This is a genomic window from Massiliimalia massiliensis, assembly GCF_900155615.1.
In the GTDB taxonomy this organism is placed as follows: Bacteria; Bacillota; Clostridia; order Oscillospirales; family Ruminococcaceae; genus Massiliimalia; species Massiliimalia massiliensis.
In genome coordinates this window covers 167,909-188,184 of the sequence record NZ_FUHT01000002.1, presented here as the reverse complement: position 1 = coordinate 188,184, position 20,276 = coordinate 167,909, and the positions used below count along the sequence as shown (strand labels likewise).

Here is a 20,276-nt window from a genome sequence, read left to right as displayed (position 1 = left end):
AAAGAGGTATGATAATGAAATTACAAGCATTTTGCCAGGATAAAAAGGTTCTCATTTCTGGATCTGGTGATACAACGCTGATTGCTATTGACTCACCTGTGGAATTAGAACTTTGGGACGGTGTCAGCGATAATACCGAGAAAATTCTTGCATGGTATTCAAGATGTGAAACCGTTGGGGATAAAATGATTTGTACTGCTGAAGTATCTGGACGAGAGGACGGAAAATTTATCCTGGAAGATATCTATTCGCATACAGAAACAGGCAGAGTCAGATTAGACCGGACATTGAAAGTAGAAAGTTCTGAAAAAACAAAAGGTGTTCGTCTATGGTGCTCCGCAGCATTGCTGCCGCAGGACCAGCCTACTTTTAGGCAGTTAAGATATTTTGCACCGCCTGCTATTTTCGATAAAAATGATATAGATGACGATGGGCTGGAGGATTATTTCCTGACTGACAATCTTTTGTATCGTGAGGATCGGATCAATTTTCCGAAATTTATGGCATATAGTGAGGAACAAAAGGTTTCTCTGTGGATGGAACGAGCGGTATTGCCGCAGTATGATTCCATTCCAAATCGGGAGGTAGGACAAACTAAATTTTTACAGAAAACTGATATTGGTGCTTTGGGGGTTTGGAGCAAAGGCTATTCCAGTGTACATATGAGAGCAGCATATCCATTTTATGAAGGTGAGGGTACAATCGGTTTGTATGTATCCAAGAGTGTGCCGTTTGGTGCATTTTGGCCGGCAGTCTCTGGAGAAAAACTTGAAGTTTCTTATCTTTTCGGTGCAGAGCAACAGGAAAACTTTAATACGGCTTGCTGGGAAAGCGTTCGTACCATAATCAAAGAAAATACCTTAACACCGGTAGAATTGCTCGAACCCATCGATAGAATTGTTGAGTATCGTTTGGAAGCATTGGATCGTTACTATCTGGAATTCCCACAGGATAAAGGGTTCCCAGCGGGATATGTGTTAAACTGCCATCCTCAAAAAGGAGAACAGCTTGAAAACATCATACAATATGGATTTACAGGTCAAAATATTTTAAACGCCTATAATGTCATTCGATATGGGTATGAACACGATATCCCAACTTATGTAGAGCACGCGCTAAGAACTACCGACTTTTTTGCTAATAGTATCCATATTCCGGAAAGCGGAATGTTTTACAATCTTTACAATACTGACACCAAAGAAATGAATTTCTGGTGGACAGGGCTTCTTCTCCCGTTGGCATATGCCCGTGGTGAGGACCTGGAACGTTTGATGGGACCGCTTTACACGAATAAAAAGGAAGTGGTCGATAGATTGACTCAAATAAAAGGCTCGTACCTGCGCTGTATGAATGAAGACGCCACAGCACTTCTGAGAATTTATCGATATGAATTGGAAAGAGGAAATGATCATCAAAACTGGATCAATGCAGTGACAAATTACTGCGGATTTTTGTTGCGGACTCAGGAAGAGGATGGGTCTTGGTACAGAGCTTATGACATTTCCGGAAAACCGATTACTGAACCGGAAATCTGGTTTGGTGGGACAATCTATGAAAAGAAATCCTCTACATCCACTTCTATTCCTTTATTAGTAGAAATGTATGAATATACCGGAGAAATTAAATATTTGGAGTGTGCTAGAAAAGCCGGATATTTTGTCAAAGCGCATCCGATTGATAGGGTGAAATACAATGGCGGAGTTCATGACAGCATCTATCGTAAAGGCCAGTTAATTGATAATGAGAGCATGCTTTATCCAATGCTGGGAATGCTGTCCCTCTACAAAGCAACAGAAGAAAAAGTCTTTTTAGACGGTGCTGTTGATGCAGCGCACTTCTATGCTTCATGGGTATGTTTGTGGGATATTCCTCTTCCGAAGGACAGTACTTTGGAAAAATATGGATTCCGCAGCTTGGGGATTGGAGCCTGTGATACCTGCGGAGCGGGATACGTCCACATGTTCCAATTAATGTGTGCGTCGGAACTTACTGAAATTGCGATTCTCTCTAAAGATAAAGAATTGTTTGAAGCGGCACGGCTGTACTGGTATGGCTGCAACCAGACGGTTGCTTTACCGGAAAAGGATTGGGGTTATAAATATTATGGATTACAAGAAGAGGGCTATTTAGTAAGTTGGTTTGGCGTAGATGATCCTATGTTCGCCACAGATACCGGATTTGGACATCGTTGGAAAGGGGAAGGAAACAAAACTTGTTTCCCATGGATTCAAGCTGTAGCCATAAAAGGATATTGGACTCTCAAGGACCGCTTTAATACTACTGATTTCGATGAGATAGAAAAAAAGTATTTTAATGATTAGAATATGGTTTTACCATGTTACTAATAAAAACGGTACTGTAAAGTAAAAATGAAAAAGTAGAACCCGAAAGCACAGAAAAGCGCTACGCAAGGAGCAGAAGCTCGCGTTTGCGCTTTTTGGACAGTTGAAGGCCGGCGCACTGAGCCGGAGTAAGGCCGTTCAAGGCGGAATGAGGACGGACGAAGTTGTAGAAAAAGATGAACAAGGAAATGAGGTTGTTGGTAATGTCGTCGTGGAAGCTCTGCACACGGATATGCTTTACCCCATGCAGTGTCTTGACAGGCATCTGGTAGGCAAAGTAACGGTCGCTGACAATGGCTCCCGGTGAGCCTAAAGGCTTCACGGCTTCCAGTATGGTAAAAGCCTGTGGACTATCCCTGTGGCGGTCTAAATGGAAACCGAGGACAAAGCGTGTCTCACTGTCCAAAATGAGCCAGAGGTAGTATTTCTCGCCCAGTATCTTCACAACAGTTTCATCGGCGTGCCACTCGTCAGAGTTGAAATTGAGCGCCGGAATGAGCTGTATAGCCATGTTTTGGAACATCGGGGCGAAGTTAGTACACCAGTTACTGATGGTCGTGTGAGATACCCGGACATTCATCACCGTACGCAAAATCAGCGCGATGTTGCGGAACGAGTTTTTGCCCAGGTAGAACATGCTCAAGGCCATGAGAATCACATGGACAGGGTAGCGCATCCGCTTGAAATCCGTCTTACCGAACAGTTTGGACATGGATGGGGCGGAAATGGCCGTAGGCTTTGGTACGAACACGGAATGGCGGCATTTTTTGTCGGAGCAGGTATAGTGGGTGTAATGTTCTCTGTCGTGGTGCAGGAAGGTAGCTTTCCCGCAAACTGGGCAAGCAGGGTAATTCATCGTTCGTGTGTAAACGCGCTCAGGTGTCTCAGGCGCCCACTGATGTCAACACTTTTTGCACTGATACTTTTGATGACCATGAGCATCTTTTCCGTAGCGATAAAAGTCCGTTTTGTTGTTGCACTTCGGGCAGCATACTTGATATAATTTTGCCATGAGGACCCGTCTCCTTTCGGGAGGTACTTGTGTTTGTGGTAAAACCATTGTACCAGAAGGGCTGACGGGTCCTCAACTTTCATTTAACTTTACAGTCCGATAAAAACAAAAAGGAGACGATATTATGAAGAAAATGTTAGCGACGATTCTAGCACTAGCCATGGCCATCAGTGTGACAGCTTGCGCATCCGGCGGTGGGTCATCATCCGCGTCTCAGCAAAGTGGGAACTCGGACAAGCCCTACGAAGGAACAAAAATTGTTTATGCAGGTGAATCCGGCTCCGCTTTCGGGGAGTTCTACAAAAGTGTTACCCCTGAATTCACAGAAGAAACTGGGATTAATGTGGAGTTTTTCGAAGTAGCACATGCGAATACACATGACAGATTTCTGACAGAAGCTTTGGCAGGGACAGGCTCTATTGATGTTTATCAGCTTGATCAGCCTTGGATTCCGGAATTTGCTTCGATGGGTTACCTGGAAGAAGTGACTGATGAAATCAAAACACAGATCGACATAGATGATTTTTCCGAATCGGGTCTTTCCACCATGAGCTATAATGGTACCTTGTATGGTATTCCCTTCCAGTACCATACGCCAGTAATTTTCTACCGGACAGATTTGTTTGAGGCGGCCGGATTAGATTCTCCGCCCGAAACTTGGGATGAATACAGAGAATATGCAAAAATCCTTACCGATGAAGAGAAGGGCATTTATGGCACCTGCCTTGAAGCCGCCGCAGTATTGGAACCTGTAACACATTTTTTAGATAAAATTCTTCAAGCAGGCGGTAACTATTGGAATGCCGAGACAGGAGAAGTTACATTTGACTCTCCGGAAGTGAAAAATGCTCTGCAATGGATGTATGACCTTCAGCATGTGGACAAGTCCAGCCCGGAAGGTGCGTTAGGGTATGAAAACGGGGATGTTTATAATCTTTTCTTGGAAGGCCAAGTGGCAATGGTATCCGAATGGCCCTATTTCTACGCAGGTGCTCAGGATCCCGAACAGTCCAATGTTGTAGGGAAAGTTGGAATTGCCGCTCCTCCAAAGGGAACTGATGCAACCAGCGCCTTGTGGGCCTTTGGCTATGGAGTCTCTTCAGCGTCTAAAAATAAGGATGCTGCTTGGATGTATTGTGTATGGGCCACCTCTAAAGACGTTCTTACCAGATTTAGTATTGATCAAGCAACGCCGAATCCTAGAGCCAGTGCTATGGCAGCTATTCAGGACAGCAGTGAAGTCGGCGATGACATTAAAAATGTTTTAGGGGTAATTGATGAATCTTGTTTAAGAGCGCAGAATGTTACTAATACACCTTATTTCCCGGCTGTACAGGAACGCCTGTCCCTTACACTTTCCAACGTGATGTCCGGAATTACTGGAATTGACGAAGAAGTTGCAGCAACCGCAAAAGATTTGAAGGGAATCTTATCAGGATCCTGATAGATTACGTCGTGATCGGTGCTGGCAATTCACTTTCATGTGAATTGCCAGCACTAATAAGGAGAGAATGTTATGTTAAGCAAAACAGCTACCAAGTTGGGATCACGTGAAAAACGATCCGGAATACTTATGACTTTACCTGCGATTTTGGTTATGATAGCTACTGTATTATATCCAATTGGTTGGTCATTACTTCTTAGTTTTAGCGACTCGGCCTCTGTTTTTTCAGGTAAGTTTGATTTTATTGGTTTCGATAACTATATCAAGGCAATTCAATCCTCAGATTTTCAAAATGCTCTAGTTAATACGTTAAAATTTGTTGCATGTACAATTGTATTGGAAATTATTGTTGGCTTTATTGTTTCCCTTACATTAAATTCACAGCCTCCCGGACACAAGGTATTTAAACTGTTATACACGCTTCCTCTTATGATAGCTCCATTGGTTTCGGGACTTCAGTGGAGATGGATGCTTACTGACCAGTATGGTGTTGTGAATAATATACTTTCTATTTTTGGAGTAAAAGGTCCGACGTGGTTTGCAAATCCCACTTCGGCGTTTGCGGCTATTATTTTAGCTAATGTTTGGCTGGCAGTACCATTCTGCATCTTAGTTTTAGTTTCTGCTTTGTTGTCATTGCCAGAAACTTTATATGAGGCAGGAAGGCTAGACGGAGCAAATTTAATTCAAGAATTTTGGTATATAACACTTCCGCAATTAAAATATACAATATTAACGATTTTGGTAATACGACTGGCTGACGCCTTCCGTGTGTTTGATATCGTGTATGTTCTAACATCAGGAGGACCGGGAAATTCTACCGAGGTTGCTAGCACTTATATCTATACTACCTCCTTTACCAGACTCCATTTTGGGGTAGGAGCCGCGGCCTCATTTATGAGTTTAATTATTGTAGGAATTGCCTGTTTTACTTTGTTCAAACTCATGGGTGATTCTGAGGAGGATGTAATGTAATGAAAGGCTACAAAAAAGTAATCGGATACTTTATAAAGTATTTCGTCTTATTTTTAACTTCTATCTTCGTGTTGTTTCCGTTTTTATGGACATTGATTACTTCATTGAAACCTGAAGTTCAGATATTTGCCATTCCACCTATTTGGTTACCCGATCCAGTGTCCTTCAAAAATTATATTGATGCTTTTAGCAGTGGGGATTTTGTCCAGAGATTTGGAAACAGTGTCATCATTGCATTGGGAAGCACCCTTTTATCCATGCTGATCGGCATTCCCGCTTCCTATGGATTTGCAAGATATCCCTATAAAGGAAGTAAAACAGTTTTTCTTTTAATTACTGCAGTTAGAATGCTTCCAGTAGTAGTTCTGGGAATTCCTATGTATTTGATGATGCGAAATCTGGGATTGCTGGATACAAAATTGGCTTTAATAATAATTTATATTCCTCTTCAGCTGACGCTTAATATTTGGATGATGTATGGGAATTTTAAGAAGGTTCCTGGTGAACTTATACAAGCCTCATATATCGATGGTCTTGGGCCTTTAAGTACGTTGGTAAGAATTGTGGTACCTATTACAGTTCCAATGATTGCAGTTGCCACTGTGTTTAGCTTTCTGGCCTCCTGGAATGAATTTTTCTTTGCTATGCTTACTACCAGTAGCGCGAGATCTATGACTCTCCCAGTATATATTGCGGGAAATATAACGTCTCAGCGCATCTTTTGGGGACGGATGACAGCAATGGGAATTGCTTTTGCCATTCCTGCGATTCTATTTACCCTTATTGCACAAAAAGGACTTGTAAGAGGACTTACGGCCGGAGCGGTAAAAGGGTAATATAAACAGAGAAAAATAGGAGAAGTTTTATGAAATTTAATGATGGTTATTGGTATAGGAAGAAGGGCGTTAATTTTTTTACGCCAACGGAAATCGTAGATATACAAGTATTGGGAGAAAAGATTATTGTAACCAGCTCCCATAAGATTGTTCCTCATAGAGGGGAAACGACAAACGCAAAACTGATCTTCACAGAACTTTTTTCTCCAGCTCCGAATGTAATTGGGGTTCGGCATACTCATTGGAAAGGCTACAAAAGGTCACAACCTGAGTTTAAACTAAATAGAACTGAAACTGCTCCGAAAATAAATATTGGAGAAAGATATGCGCGTCTGCAGAGTGGAGACACGTCAGTAGAAATTACTGATGAAAACGGTTGGAGTATGAAATTCTATCATAAAGACCGGTATTTGACGGGAACTACCCGGAAAGATATGGGTTACGTTGTTGTAGATCAGGACAAAAACTCACCGTATATGAAAGAACAACTTTATGTTGGAGCCGGTGAATATATTTATGGATTTGGAGAACGTTTTACAAATTTTGTAAAAAATGGACAACAGATTGAACTGTGGAATTTAGATGGTGGAACAGCAAGCGAACAGGCTTATAAGAACATACCATTCTATGTTTCCTCCAATAGATATGGTGTCTTTATCAATCACCCGGAACGGATTTCTGTGGAAGCGGCATCTGAAGTTGTTACAGGAGTAGGATTCTCTGTCAGAGGCGAAAGCTTAGAGTATTTTGTTTTTGGTGGGGATAGCTTAAAGAATGTTGTAAGCAGTTATACTGATCTGACTGGAAGGCCCAGTATTCCTCCTGCATGGTCTTTTGGCTTGTGGCTTTCCTCTTCGTTTACTACAGAATATGATGAAAACACAATTAGGGATTTTGTCAAGGGAATGAAAGAACGAGATATCCCACTCAGTGTAATACATCTAGACAGTTTTTGCCAAAACGCTTACTGCTTCTGTGATTTCGAATGGGATAAAAAAAGATTTCCCAACCCCAAGGGTTTAGCCAAAGAATTAGCGGAACAAGGAATCAAGCTTTCGATGTGGATTAATCCTTATATTGGACAAAAATCTCCGGTGTTTGAAGAGTGTGCAGAGAAAGGATATTTCTTAAAGCGAAAAGATGGTAGTGTTTGGCAGATGGATTTGTGGATGCCAGGTTCTGCAATTATCGATTTTACCAACCCGTCTGCCAGAAAATGGTTTGCCACAAAGCTGATTGAAAAAATGGATACCGGTATTTCGGCGTTTAAAACGGATTTTGGAGAAACAATTCCTACAGAAGATGTAGAATTTTATGATGGCTCTGATCCGGAAAAGATGCATAATTACTACACCTACCTTTACAACAGTACAGTTTTTCAGACGGTAGAGGAATATTACGGAAAGGGAAATGGAATCATTTTCGGTAGGTCTGCTACAGTTGGTTCCCAAAAACTTCCTCTACAGTGGGCTGGAGACAGTTATTCTAGTTATGGTTCTATGGCAGAGACATTGCGCGGTGGCCTTTCCTTAAGTTTGGCAGGATTTGGTTTCTGGAGTCACGATATGAGTGGATTTGAAAAGACTGCAACACCAGATCTTTATAAACGTTGGTGCGCCTTTGGCTTGCTTTCGACCCACAGCCGCCTGCATGGCAGCGAGACACATCGGGTTCCGTGGCTTTTTGGGGAAGAGGCTGTGGATGTTTTGAGATATTTTGTGAAATTAAAGTGTAAATTGATGCCTTACATATTTGCTAAATCATATGAAGCCTCGAAAAACGGGATACCGGTTCTAAGACCAATGATTTTGGAATTTGATAGCGATTTCACTTGCAAGACTTTGGACATGCAGTATATGTTTGGTGACGCTTTATTAGTGGCACCAATTTTCAGGGAGAGTGGAGATGTAGAATACTATCTTCCAGAAGGACTTTGGACTAACATATTGACTGGAGAAAAACTAGCTGGTGGGAAAATGCATAAAGGGAGATTTGATTATTTTTCACTACCGCTTTTAGCGCGAGAAGATTGTATTATTCCAATTGGGACACGAGATGATACCGTAGACTATCATTACGAAGACAATGTCGAACTGCATATTTACCATCTAAGGTTTGGAGCTGAATGTACCGTATATTCACACTCAGGCCAAAAAGCGCTTTCCATCAAAACCAGAAGAAATAAAAAAGCTATAAGTGTTTCTGTTTCCGACGTGCAGAAGCCCTATTCATTAGTATTTCATGCAGAGAATCCTTTAAAAGCATTTGGCGAAACGTTTGTTTCTCAGAATGGATGTGTAAGAATTACTCCGGATTTGGACTTAAAAGAATATCAAATTGAAGAAATTTAAGAAGGTAAAGGTAAGATCAAGTATAAAGATAGCGTGTCTGCTTAATCAAACTGATGTGCTTAATATTTTGTATGATAATTACAGACACCTTACTACTAATACCATTCACTTGGCGTAGACAGGCATACAAAATAATACAGTTGTTTAACTAACCAGCAGGGGAAGAAAAATATCGGTAGATGTTACACTACCGATATTTTTCTTCCCCTGCTGGTTTTATTGTAAGACTTGGAGACTTATTGTAGAGTGTATAAATCTCTGGCACTCCATAGAAGAAAGATGATGAAGGAAAGATTCTTTATGCTTACCTATTAAATAATGTTCTCAGAGGGTTTTACTGTATGATATTTAGATCTATCGGCATGAAAATAGAAAAAACATGTAGGATTTGAACAGAGGTCGAAATTTGGAACTCAGAAATGAGACATCCAAATTTTGCTCTCTTTTTTTATGCTAAAATCCCAGAATTGAAGCCGTTTTTAAGAACTATTCCTTTTTATAAAAATGGGACATCAAAAAGCAAAAATCAGAAAATCACAAAGTAAAAGCAAAAAAGTGATCGAATTCGAATCCCAATTCCCGTGTTTGTTTTCCGGGTGAGGGTAACAATTCCGTCAATGAAAGCCAAATCAAAGTACAAACTTTGGCACAAAAATAGCTCTCCATAACGGAGGGCTATTTTTGTGTTTATACCAGAAAATCTAGTATTCGCACAATGTTTTGCAGTAATTTTTCAAAAACCGTTTCACCGTGGATGTCGGGAGAAGTAAAGTTGAATCAAAGAGAGAAACAGCGGAGCCTCCAGCCTGAAAAATCAGGCGGAAGCTCCGCTGTGGGCATTATTATATAAAGCATTCGGTAAAGCAATTGAGATATAAAGCTGTAAATATCCAACAAGTTCTTTTATATACTCATCTAATATATCTATCCCTTTATTCCAGTCATGGTAATTCCTTGAACAAAGCTACGATTAGCAATCAGGAAGACAACTAAAATTGGAATAGAAGCAAGAAGTGAAGCTGCCATAGTAGCACCGTAATCCATTGTATTGCTATCTTTAAAATAAGCAATACCAACCTGTATAGTTCGCATAGTTTCGCTATTTGTTACAATCAATGGCCACATGAAATCATTCCACATATTCATAAAGGAGAAAATCAGCAATGCAGCATAAGCAGATTTTGAAAGGGGAACTATAATTTGAAATAATACTCTGAATCGGCTTGCACCGTCAATAAAAGCAGATTCATCTAATTCTCTAGGGATAGAATAAAAAAATTGCCGCAGCATAAAAATTGCAAAAACAGATACCAGGCGTGGAAGAATTAAAGCGGCGAGTGTATTGACCATACCAAGCTTATCCACAATTAAATACAATGGAATCGTTAAGATATAGCCCGGAATCATCATGGTTCCCAAAAAAATAGTAAAAATAATATTCCGTCCAACAAAACGGATTCTTGCAAAAGCATATGCGGCCAATGTCCCTATTAATAGTTGAAAAAAAGTAGCAACACCAGATACAAACAGTGAATTGCCAATCATCTTGAGTACTGGAATTTTAGAAAAGACAGTTTCATAATTTTCCATAGTAATAACAGATGGAATCCAGTTAGGGAGATAGATCTCTCCCTTTGTCTTAAACGAGGTTACAACCATCCATAACACCGGAACCATCATAAGGACACCCAGCAGAAGCATTATTACGGCTAAAATAATTCTTGAAATTTTATATTTATTTTCTTGCATATCAGTTCACCATCCCTACTGTTCGTTTTTAGATTGCACTTTTAACTGAGCTAAAGTCAGAATAAAAATCACAACGAACAAAAGCCATGCTGCTGCAGAAGCATAAGGAAGGTCAAATGAAATGAAACCTGCCTTATAAATAAAGTACACAATTACATTCGTTGCGCCCATTGGGCCGCCGTTTGTCATGGTATAAATCTGATCAAATATTTGGAAGGAATTTATAATGGACGTAATGACCAAAAGCCAAGTTGTATTAGACAGCAGTGGAAAAGTAATATGTATAAATTTCTGCAATACATTCGCCCCTTCCAGGGAAGCGGCCTCGTAATAGTCATTAGATATTCCTTGCAAACCAGCTAAATAGATGACCATATGATAGCCAATCCATTTCCAGATACTCATAACGATAACCGAAGTCATTGCCCATTTAGGGTCCTTCAGCCAGGCTATTGGTTCAATTCCGAATATTGATATAGCACGATTCATTAGACCGGAGGCTGCCGGATCGTACATCCATGTCCAGATAACGCCGCATACGATCGTTGAGATAATGACAGGTATAAAGAAAAAAGACCGTGTCAAAGTTTTTCCAATCAAAGCACGATTTAGTACAACCGCGGTTAATAAACCAATTGCTACTTGAAAGAACACAACGGAAAATGTATAAATTCCTGTGTTAATCAATGAAGAAATAAATTCCGGATCCGCTAATACCTTTTGATATTGTGTCAGTCCTGCAAATGACAGATCTGTCAGCTTCATACCGGTTTTCTCTTGTAAGCTTAAATAAAAACTATAGAAAAAAGGATAAACCATGAATACTGCAAAAAACAAAATTGCCGGTGTTAAGAATAGATATCCATCTAGATTTTCCTTTTGCCGGAGATTGAGTTTTGGCATGCCTGCACCCCTCCAATTAAACTACTAGGTTCGTTGATTATTAATCTAGATATAGTATAAATTCGGGCAGTTAATTAGAAATTATAACACTGCCCGAATTTATCATAGTTGCATTTCAGTAAATGCAGAATACTGATTGCGGATTAATTGCCATTCAGAACTGATTCAAATTCTTCGGCAGCTAATTGTACGCCTTCTTCTACTGAAATCTTATCATACAATACTTGCTGCAGGTAGCCTGCACTTGCTTCGGAAGCGGCATTGTACTTTGGAGAGGCAATTCTCATTTTAGAACTCGGAAGTGAATCCAAAGAAGCCCTGATTGCAGGACTGGTTTCAGCAAGGCTAAGTACAAAGTCGCTTTCTGCCAGGCTCTTTCGTGCAGGCACATAACCTGAGCTAAAGATAGTCGAGAGCGCTTCTTCATCATTTTCCATATAACTAATAAATTCCCAGGCAGCGTCTTCCTTCACTTGATCGGAAGAGATAATACACCATTGCTCTCCGCCTGTATTGGTTGCAGGTTCTTTGTTGTAGGGCAATGGAGCTGCTCCAAGTTTATCTTCCAACGCGGCCAAGTAGTCTCCTCCCATCCAGGTGCCTTCCATAATCATCGCCAGTTGTTCGGTCGGGAAAGCATTTTCCGGAGGAGTCACTGTACTGACTTTGTACTTGTATATCAGGTCATGCAGAAACTGCATTGCCTCTATTCCTTCCGGTGAGTTAAACATTGGTTTGAAATTCTGTGAGCGATCCCACATTTCTCCGCCACATTGCCAAACAAATATTTGATATTGCCAAGATGTTGCTTCATAATAAGTGTCAATCAGGCAGCTTGGCATATAGCCGATTACTTTGTCCGTTGTCAGTTTTTGTGCGTAAGAAACTAATTCATCCCAGGTTTTCGGCGGTTGTTCCGGATCCAACCCCGCGTTCTCAAATAATTCTTTATTATAATAAAGAATCATATTGTTAACATATCCGGGAATAGAGATCTGTTTTCCATCGACCTGACCATATTGCAAAAGATTTTCATAAAAATCTTCGGCAGGAAGCTTTTCGTCAGTTTCAAGATATGTGGACAGATCCACTAACTCTACTATTTCGTTAATTAATGGTGAATTAATCATATCGGTTAATGCGACATCCGGCATATTCTCTCCAGATGATGCTGCCGCAACCTGGATTTTTTGCATCATTTCTGCCTGGTCAGTTATGTATTCCTCCGTTACAGCAATATCGCTGTGGCTCGAGTTAAAAGCTTCTACCGCTTTATCCATTCCTTTTCCCGGCCCATAAACATCCCAAACTGTAATCTTTACCGCATCTCCGGAGACTTCCCCTGGTGTAGAAGCCGAGCCGTCAGAGTTCTTGGAACAAGCTGTGAACGACAGCATACAAATCGTACACACTGAAAGTGCCAAGGCCTTCATTGCGATCTTTTTCATAACGATTCTCCTTTCATGATATATGATTTACTTTAATTTAATATCAAGCCTTTGAACAGTAAAATTGTAATCATCATAGGTGCCGGATGAAACCATATACATGGTCTTCCCATGATTATACATCCATTTCTGAGGAAACGCCGGCTGATAATCGCCATATGTTCCCCAGTTATCATCTTGATAGAACAGCTTCCAGGGCCCCCATAAATTTTCAGATTCGTATAGCGTCAATTGACTGCGGTATGCGCTATCCGGCCATTTCCCCTGATGATTCGGTCGGGGATTCCCTTCGTCATCCAGGAACGAATAATTCCCAAGAATATAACGGCCTATCTCAGCATTATAACTAACATGATTCTCTCCGCACATATGATAGTATGTAAAAATTTCTACTGCCTTGCTGTCATCCTTGGACCAAATCGGTTCGTCATTTTCACAGCCAATGTAAAACTCCCAATATTCTCTGTCAATGATGTGTTTCGTTGGCACACGCCCAAGCAAAATACAGTCTCCGTTTTCCCAATAGCTTTTTCCATCATGTGCACAAGGAAAAATTGCATAAACGTATTCATCCGGAGCATAGCGATAGCCTGGTCCCCCTTGCTGAACAAAATGGACTGAACTTAACCGGCCTGTAAAAAAATCTGTCGGAGTAGCGGATACGTTCCAGGTTTTTCCATAGTCCCATGAGGTTATAATCCATCCACAAACATTTTCTTGCCTTGTGAAGTCCGGATCTGTTCCATAGTTCTGAAGCTCTACCGCAAAATACATGCAGCCTTCTACATCCAGCAGACCGGCCGGTTTAATTCCCATAGTCGCATCGACGTCAGGGCGCCTGCAATAGGTAACTGGGTCTACCGGAAGATTATTGATTAAGTCCGCAAACCAGGCGTTCTGCTGGCTTTTTTGTGAAAGCTGTGGTTCACCGCGAACCCTCCAAAAATTCATAGGGCTTAACCGGTTGTCACCAGCCGCTCCGTATAAATGGCCGTCCAATCCCCATGTTACAGGCCACATGTCGCCATTTGCCTGATGATAGCGGCGCTGATCAAATTCCGCCTCCACAATATAATCAGATTTTGGATATGGGGGCGTCGTTGCCTCTGTAATTCGATAAGACTTTGCTTCGTACATATTATTGCTCCTTTCAAATTTTTATCAATACAAATACACAACGAATTTGTTAGTTATATTTTATCAAAAGGATGATTGAGGTGACTATATCTTTTTGTAGCAACAAATATATAGTTGTTGCTCAATACGACATATTTTTAAATATATAGTTGATTTTTTGGTGCAAATAGTATAAAATCGTCAATATACTAGTTTGATTATCTACAAAAGGAGGCGAAACAGAATGCTGGAAAACAATGACTTGGAGTTCCTGGATCATTTCAACGATCCGGCACAAATAGTACACGAGGGGTCATCAGTTCGCTCTTTAGGATATACGCCCATTATTCATCAGCCGCTTTTAGTAGAAATTGGTTTGATGGAATCGGTACAGGGCTACTGGATCAGTAATCATTCACATGAGGACGCAACAGAAATCTTATTTATATTACATGGTACCGGCAGCGTGATAATAGAAAATAAGTGTTATCCAGTAAAGCCAGGCAGTTTAGTGATATATCACCCTATGCAGCCGCATTATGAGGATTTTACCGCAACAACCGAAAAAATAGCAGTCTATCATTTAAGAATCCGGTCTTTCCAAATTCAAAATCTGAAAATGAATCAAATGCTTCCTGAAAATGCAGAACAAGTTTCTACCGTGAATTTTAACAACACTCTGATTCCCTCCTGCTTTCATGTCTTGTTTGAAGAAAGCAAACATCAGGAGCTTGGATATGAACAGATTGTTTATAAAAGATTAGAGATCTTGATGCTACAAATCCTGCGACTATATCCACAATATTTTCCGTCAAATAGTGAAAACAAGAAATCCCTGGCGCAAATCGCAATCCATACAAAGAGCTACCTCGACGTGCATTATCAACAGCATCAAGATATTCATCTGGAGAATTTGGCTGCGGCATTGTCCGTTAGTAAATACTACCTTTCCCACTGCTTCACGACATATTACGGCCTTCCGCCGATGCAATACCTTAAGATGCGGAGGATAGATGAGGCCAAAAAATTATTATTTGCCTCCAGTTGTCCCATTAAAGAAATTGCAAGCTGTATTGGTTATGAAAATGCGACTAATTTCACCTTGCATTTTCGCACCCAGACTGGCGTTTCCCCAACACAATATCGCACTATGTCAAAAGCCTACAAGGAACTGGATAGCGGATGGGCAACGCATACTCTTGAACATTCTGAAAAGATTTTATAATTGAGCGCATAAAATACTTGGAAAGGATTGCTTTGCTTAGCAAAGGTTAAAAACTTTTATGTCCCTATATACCATTAACACATTTAATCAAAATTTTTTTCACTTAAAACACAGCGCATATGTCATAGGAGAATCTTTATTGGAAACAAGTTGCACCTTACAGTCAAAAAAACATATACATAATAATCTAGAATTATTGTTTATCGTTGCAGGTACGGGCCATGTATTTCTAAACAATAGAAAATATCAAGTAAAAAAAGGTGACTTGGTAGTTATTAATCCCGGAATCATTCACTGTGAAGGATTCGATCAATTTGAACATTTCGGTGAAAGCCTCAAGCTATACAGCTGTGAATTAAAAGAGCTGGAGGTGGCTCCGTTGTCCCCTGAGCATCTATTACCCTCTAACTATACGCCGATTATTCCGACATCGGAAATGTATGGCAACTTCAAAAATTTGTTCGCGCAGATTCACGAGCTCAGAATGCAATCTGAAGTATGGTATGAACAGATGTGCAACAACCTATCCGATGAAATCATTTTGTTAATATTACGCATCCTAAACTCATCAGATTTTGTTTGCACAAAATCCTATCAGCCTAGTGAAATGTCAAAAATATTGCAATATATCGATGCCCACTTTTGTGAAGACATCAACACTACCTCGATCGCCAATCATCTTAATATGAGCAGGCATACATTATTACGCATCTTTCAAAATTATCAAGATAGCTCCCCGTCTCAGTATATTAGGAAAAAACGTCTGGAAATGGCGGTAAGGCTTATTTCAGATAGCGATGAATCATTGCAGGATATTGCTTCGAAAACCGGTTTTAGTTCTTACCAGCAATTTTATAAAACATTTACAAATTATTATGGTACTTCACCTAGTGATTATTTAAAAACAATCTCCAGCATGTCTGAAACTATTCATGATTTGCTTCTCGCACCCTCGTCTCATGGACAATTTTTATAAGGTTCATAACTCGGAAAATGCGTTGATACTTCATAAAGTAAGGCATTTTTCATACATTTTTTATACGTTTTTCGTACCACAATGGTACGTCTTTGAACATGGTTTGATATTGTCAATATTGGTTTACACTTTTTTCTCAAGGATGTTCGACCTATGCTGCCTCCTGTAATGAATCATAGTATTGTTGACGCTTAATCATCGGAGATAAACCACCATTAGCAGAACAGATTCTCCTGTTATTCCAATAGCTTATGAAATATCTCCAGATGAGTGTTTTCAACTGTTCTACTGTCATTGAAGTAGTATCGTAACGTCCATAAAGTAATTCTTCTTTGAATCTTGCCCACATGCTTTGGAGAATGCCATATTTGCTGATTGCGTTTCGGTATAACTCACTTGTGTACTGTGCACCTCTGTCGCTGTGAATGATAGCTCCCTGGATCATTGGGTACGCTTTGTAGGCATTATCTAAGGTTTGTTCACAAAGGGTAGCCTTCATGTTTGTATCCATAGCAAGCCCCAATACAGCTAAATCGTAGCAATCAAAGATTGCTGAAACATACAACTTTCCATCAGATGCTTTTATTTCGGGTGTGTCCCCAATATTGTGTAAACTCCAAAACACGATGTAAAACAGAATAAAATATATGATGGCGGCAGCGGAGTATTCCGATGCTGCCATATTTGCAATATAGCACTGGCAGAACCAGAGGTCAAGGGCGACTTGCCGTTCATTTTACCCTTTACTTTCGGTTCGGACTGTGCTAATCCGGCATACGGTCGGCGTAATAAATCGCCAGCTGAGCGTGAATAATACTCCAATCCTGCCGTCTGCCAGTCCACTTTTTCGTGATGTCAATCATAGCCAAATAAAGCATTTTGAACAAGCTGTCATCGGTCGGAAAGACCGATTTGGACTTAGTGACCTTCCGGAGCTGACGGTTGAAACCCTCGATTGCATTGGTGGTATAAATAAGGCGGCGCACCTCTGCGGGAAACTTAAAATATGTGCTTCAGTTGGGCCAGTTTGCCTGCCAGGACAGCGAAATTTTTGGATATTTGCTGTCCCACTTTTCTGCAAACAAGTTCAATGCCTGTAATGCAGCTTCTTCATCCACAGCAGCATAAACCGCCTTTAAATCAGCCATAAGCGCCTTGATATCCTTGTACGAGACATATTTGCTGGAATTACGCAGCTGATGAATAATACAGTTCTGTATATCTGTTTTCGGATAAACAGCCGCGATAGCGTCTGCAAAGCCGGTCAGGTTGTCGGTACAGGCAATGAAGATGTCTTCCACGCCCCTGTTGCGAAGACTGTTCAGCACGGTTGCCCAATATTTCGCACTTTCATTCTCGCCGACCCACATACCGAGTACATCCTTTCTGCCGTCAAGATTGATTCCGATAGCGATATACACCGCTTTCTTTACAATCTGACCTTCGCTGCGAACATGGTAATGAATCGCGTCCATAAATACAACCGCATAAATACTTTCAAGCGGCCGCTGCTGCCATTCCTTTGCGACAGGCAGAATTTTATCCGTAATACGGCTTACCGTAGTATCCGACACTTCAAGACCGTATATATCCCGTATATGCGATTCTATATCGCTTGTGGTCATTCCCTTGGCATACATTGATAATATCTTTTCTTCAACATCCTGCGCAATACCGGTTTGGTTTTTCTTGAGTAACTGCGGTTCAAATTCGCCCCTGCGGTCGCGCGGAGTTTCAACTTCTATATCTCCAAAGCTGGTTTTTAAAGTCTTTTTGCTGTGTCCGTTCCGGCTGTTTTCGGTATCCTTGTTTTTGTAATCGTACTTGCTGTAACCGAGCTCGTCATCCAGCTCCGCGTCCAGCCCGTTTTCCATAAACTCGGCTATGGTTTCCTTGAACAAATCCTATATGTCCGACATACTGCTGATCTTTGCCACTTTCAGCAATTCGCTGATTTTGGCTCTGCGCTCATTTTCTTCCGGGGTTCTGTTTCTTCTTGACATAAAAATTCCTCCAATGTGTTGTCTCTATTTTACACCACATCGGAGGTTTACACAATATTGGGGATGGTCTCGCGTCCACTTCGCTATTTGAAAACATGCCATCTGTTTTTCCGCTACCGGTTAAAGCACGTTAAAACTTAGGGACTTGAATTACTTCAAGTCCCTAAAATCATATTATTTGCTAATATTATCAGCGCATTTAATATACCCGTACACCCACAATGCTTTGTCTAAACTACGACTATTTTGCTTACAGTATACTTTGTTTGACAACTTTTTATTAAGAGAATCAATGCTTTCAAGATTTAACAAGATGTCATACACCTAAAAAGAACCATAGCTCCGAGAATTTTTGCTTTTTTCGGCTCTGAATTTTTACCTATCGTTATAATAAAACTCCTCCAAGGTGTTAAGACAAATACACCCCAGCGGATTCCCGAAAACAGCCCCGCAGTCAATAGCGATGTGGTTGTTTTTCTGATAAATCCGTCCTCTGTATGTTTCATCGATCAGTCCGGTTGGCGTATGCCCGGAAACAAAGAATTTATCCTTAAAATACACCTGTTCATATTCGATTTCGCCGATCAAAAAATCGTTCATCCGGCACAAATCAAAGTCTTGCATTTTTTCTTTTTCGGGTCCGGTATGAGAAAGGAAAAAACTGCGACCTGCTACGGTGATTTCATCAAAGATCGGAAATGAATTGAGATAAGCTAGCACCTTTTGTTTACACTGTTCATCGAGTGCTGTAAATGCTTTAAAGGTCGGGTAACCGCCGTCGGAAAGCCACATCTGATATATTTCAATCAAACTGTTCGCAAAAGGCAAGGCCGCAGGAGCTTTCAGATAGTTCAGCATTCGGAAAGCCGTGTGGTCATGATTTCCCCGCAGGCAAATGACATTTTTGCGTTCCGCTAAATCCAGCAACAGTCTGATTCCGTCCGCACCTCTGTCTACGATATCTCCTAAAATATACAGCGTATCATTTTCATCAAAATGTATTTTTTTCAACATTCCGATGAATTTATCATAACAGCCGTGCAGATCAGACATTGCATAAATCATAGATTATATTTCCTCCGTATCTTTTTCGTAAAAGCCGAGAAACTCCAACAAATAGGAATTTCTTTTCTTTTGTTCTTTCAGGTGTTCGTCGGTTAAAATATAATGGTATGCTGTCATACAATTGGCAATATCAATTTTATTTTTATATCGTTGTTGGTTGGATGAGTAAACCACTTAATACAAACTGACTTTTGAAGAACTTTCCCACCTTCGCAATAAAAGTATAGAACATAGGTATCAACATATAATCAAATAACAGATAAAAACCTGCCTCAACTTTGCGTTTGAGACAGTTTTTTGTTAGTAGCTCGTTTCATTATTTTGGGTGGTTTTGTGCCGTTATGTAATTTTTTGTTCCAACATAAATTTTTACAGAGCAAGTGATTTTGCTAAAAAAGCCGCCGACTTAGCCGGCGGCGGATAGTTATTTTCTTATTCGCAATTTGTGAGCTTTCCGTTTTCTCCCGGCGAAAGCGTTATCTGCTTTCCAAAGCAGGAAATGTTTACAGTACGGTCTGCACCGTTGATGAATTCAAAGCTGTCCACATCCGTATCGTATAGGCGGAGGGAGAATGGATAAACATAAAATCTGATCTGACATTCCTCTCCGAACAGGATAGAGTCTGTAAACATACCGAGATGAATTGTTCGGGGCAACGGCTCGCCCTCTGTTCCGTCCGCATAGATATAGGTGATCTTTTTAATCAGCGCATCTTTCTCGTAGAGATAAACTCTTGCGCCAATTTTTTCTAAATTATCCTGCATAATTTTCATCCTTTCTGCCGATTGGCATTACAAACATATACCACAGAAAAGCAGAAGAATCCAGAC

14 protein-coding genes and 2 pseudogenes are annotated in these 20,276 nt (G+C 40.6%); 7 read left to right on the top strand and 9 right to left on the bottom strand.

Annotated features, from left to right (window positions below; genetic code table 11):
- Positions 1-14 precede the first annotated feature (14 nt).
- A complete protein-coding gene (locus tag CZ360_RS00850) occupies positions 15-2,321 on the top strand; it encodes a hypothetical protein (RefSeq protein WP_077532320.1) in 2,307 nt (768 codons plus the stop codon).
- A gap of 82 nt (positions 2,322-2,403) precedes the next feature.
- Here the strand turns inward: CZ360_RS00850 and CZ360_RS00845 are convergent.
- Positions 2,404-3,354: pseudogene (locus CZ360_RS00845) on the bottom strand (IS6 family transposase).
- 124 nt (positions 3,355-3,478) lie between these two features.
- Here CZ360_RS00845 and CZ360_RS00840 point away from each other — a divergent pair.
- From CZ360_RS00840 to yicI, 4 genes are all read left to right on the top strand, one after another.
- The gene (locus CZ360_RS00840) at positions 3,479-4,798 is read left to right on the top strand and encodes an ABC transporter substrate-binding protein (protein ID WP_077532319.1); all 1,320 of its coding nucleotides are present in this window, start codon (positions 3,479-3,481) and stop codon (positions 4,796-4,798) included.
- 72 nt (positions 4,799-4,870) lie between these two features.
- Positions 4,871-5,773: a carbohydrate ABC transporter permease gene (locus CZ360_RS00835; protein ID WP_077532318.1), complete on the top strand. Its 903-nt coding sequence runs from the start codon at positions 4,871-4,873 to the stop codon at positions 5,771-5,773.
- The gene (locus CZ360_RS00830) at positions 5,773-6,609 is read left to right on the top strand and encodes a carbohydrate ABC transporter permease (protein WP_077532317.1); all 837 of its coding nucleotides are present in this window, start codon (positions 5,773-5,775) and stop codon (positions 6,607-6,609) included. Before CZ360_RS00835 ends, CZ360_RS00830 begins: the two co-directional genes overlap by 1 nt.
- Positions 6,610-6,638: 29 nt before the next feature.
- Positions 6,639-8,960, top strand: coding sequence for an alpha-xylosidase (yicI, locus tag CZ360_RS00825; RefSeq protein WP_077532316.1), 2,322 nt, complete (start codon positions 6,639-6,641; stop codon positions 8,958-8,960).
- A gap of 924 nt (positions 8,961-9,884) precedes the next feature.
- Here yicI and CZ360_RS00820 read toward each other — a convergent pair.
- The 4 genes from CZ360_RS00820 to CZ360_RS00805 form a co-directional block, all read right to left on the bottom strand.
- Positions 9,885-10,709, bottom strand: coding sequence for a carbohydrate ABC transporter permease (locus CZ360_RS00820; protein ID WP_077532315.1), 825 nt, complete (start codon positions 10,707-10,709; stop codon positions 9,885-9,887).
- Positions 10,710-10,724: 15 nt separating this feature from the next.
- Entirely contained in the window at positions 10,725-11,612 is an 888-nt protein-coding gene (locus CZ360_RS00815) for a carbohydrate ABC transporter permease (RefSeq protein ID WP_077532314.1), read from the bottom strand.
- A gap of 143 nt (positions 11,613-11,755) precedes the next feature.
- Complete coding sequence (locus tag CZ360_RS00810; protein ID WP_077532313.1) at positions 11,756-13,060, bottom strand: ABC transporter substrate-binding protein; 1,305 nt, start codon at positions 13,058-13,060, stop codon at positions 11,756-11,758.
- 27 nt (positions 13,061-13,087) lie between these two features.
- Positions 13,088-14,197, bottom strand: a complete 1,110-nt coding sequence (locus CZ360_RS00805; RefSeq protein WP_077532312.1) for a glycoside hydrolase family 183 protein — start codon at positions 14,195-14,197, stop codon at positions 13,088-13,090.
- Positions 14,198-14,420: 223 nt separating this feature from the next.
- On the opposite strand from CZ360_RS00805, the gene CZ360_RS00800 reads away from it, so the two are divergent.
- Both CZ360_RS00800 and CZ360_RS00795 read left to right on the top strand, forming a co-directional pair.
- Positions 14,421-15,401: an AraC family transcriptional regulator gene (locus CZ360_RS00800; RefSeq protein WP_077532311.1), complete on the top strand. Its 981-nt coding sequence runs from the start codon at positions 14,421-14,423 to the stop codon at positions 15,399-15,401.
- Positions 15,402-15,540: 139 nt separating this feature from the next.
- Positions 15,541-16,377 carry an AraC family transcriptional regulator gene (locus CZ360_RS00795; protein ID WP_159438058.1) on the top strand — a complete coding sequence of 279 codons (837 nt, stop codon included), beginning with the start codon at positions 15,541-15,543 and terminating at the stop codon, positions 16,375-16,377.
- Between the two features lie 151 nt (positions 16,378-16,528).
- Here the strand turns inward: CZ360_RS00795 and CZ360_RS00790 are convergent, their stop codons facing one another.
- From CZ360_RS00790 to CZ360_RS00775, 4 genes and pseudogenes are all read right to left on the bottom strand, one after another.
- On the bottom strand, positions 16,529-17,059 hold the full coding sequence (locus CZ360_RS00790; RefSeq protein WP_407656909.1) for a DDE-type integrase/transposase/recombinase: 531 nt from the start codon (positions 17,057-17,059) through the stop codon (positions 16,529-16,531).
- Between the two features lie 82 nt (positions 17,060-17,141).
- A pseudogene (locus CZ360_RS00785) lies at positions 17,142-18,380 on the bottom strand (IS256 family transposase).
- 375 nt (positions 18,381-18,755) lie between these two features.
- Positions 18,756-19,445 carry a metallophosphoesterase gene (locus tag CZ360_RS00780; protein WP_077532309.1) on the bottom strand — a complete coding sequence of 230 codons (690 nt, stop codon included), beginning with the start codon at positions 19,443-19,445 and terminating at the stop codon, positions 18,756-18,758.
- Positions 19,446-19,877: 432 nt separating this feature from the next.
- Positions 19,878-20,210, bottom strand: coding sequence for a hypothetical protein (locus CZ360_RS00775; RefSeq protein ID WP_077532308.1), 333 nt, complete (start codon positions 20,208-20,210; stop codon positions 19,878-19,880).
- Between the last annotated feature and the right edge of the window lie 66 nt (positions 20,211-20,276).

Coding starts and splice junctions, on each gene's coding strand:
- CZ360_RS00850 (WP_077532320.1), top strand. CDS start 15: ATGAAATTACAAGCATTTTGCCAGGATAAAAAGGTTCTCATTTCTGGA.
- CZ360_RS00840 (WP_077532319.1), top strand. CDS start 3,479: ATGAAGAAAATGTTAGCGACGATTCTAGCACTAGCCATGGCCATCAGT.
- CZ360_RS00835 (WP_077532318.1), top strand. CDS start 4,871: ATGTTAAGCAAAACAGCTACCAAGTTGGGATCACGTGAAAAACGATCC.
- CZ360_RS00830 (WP_077532317.1), top strand. CDS start 5,773: ATGAAAGGCTACAAAAAAGTAATCGGATACTTTATAAAGTATTTCGTC.
- yicI (WP_077532316.1), top strand. CDS start 6,639: ATGAAATTTAATGATGGTTATTGGTATAGGAAGAAGGGCGTTAATTTT.
- CZ360_RS00820 (WP_077532315.1), bottom strand. CDS start 10,709: ATGCAAGAAAATAAATATAAAATTTCAAGAATTATTTTAGCCGTAATA.
- CZ360_RS00815 (WP_077532314.1), bottom strand. CDS start 11,612: ATGCCAAAACTCAATCTCCGGCAAAAGGAAAATCTAGATGGATATCTA.
- CZ360_RS00810 (WP_077532313.1), bottom strand. CDS start 13,060: ATGAAAAAGATCGCAATGAAGGCCTTGGCACTTTCAGTGTGTACGATT.
- CZ360_RS00805 (WP_077532312.1), bottom strand. CDS start 14,197: ATGTACGAAGCAAAGTCTTATCGAATTACAGAGGCAACGACGCCCCCA.
- CZ360_RS00800 (WP_077532311.1), top strand. CDS start 14,421: ATGCTGGAAAACAATGACTTGGAGTTCCTGGATCATTTCAACGATCCG.
- CZ360_RS00790 (WP_407656909.1), bottom strand. CDS start 17,059: ATGGCAGCATCGGAATACTCCGCTGCCGCCATCATATATTTTATTCTG.
- CZ360_RS00780 (WP_077532309.1), bottom strand. CDS start 19,445: ATGATTTATGCAATGTCTGATCTGCACGGCTGTTATGATAAATTCATC.
- CZ360_RS00775 (WP_077532308.1), bottom strand. CDS start 20,210: ATGCAGGATAATTTAGAAAAAATTGGCGCAAGAGTTTATCTCTACGAG.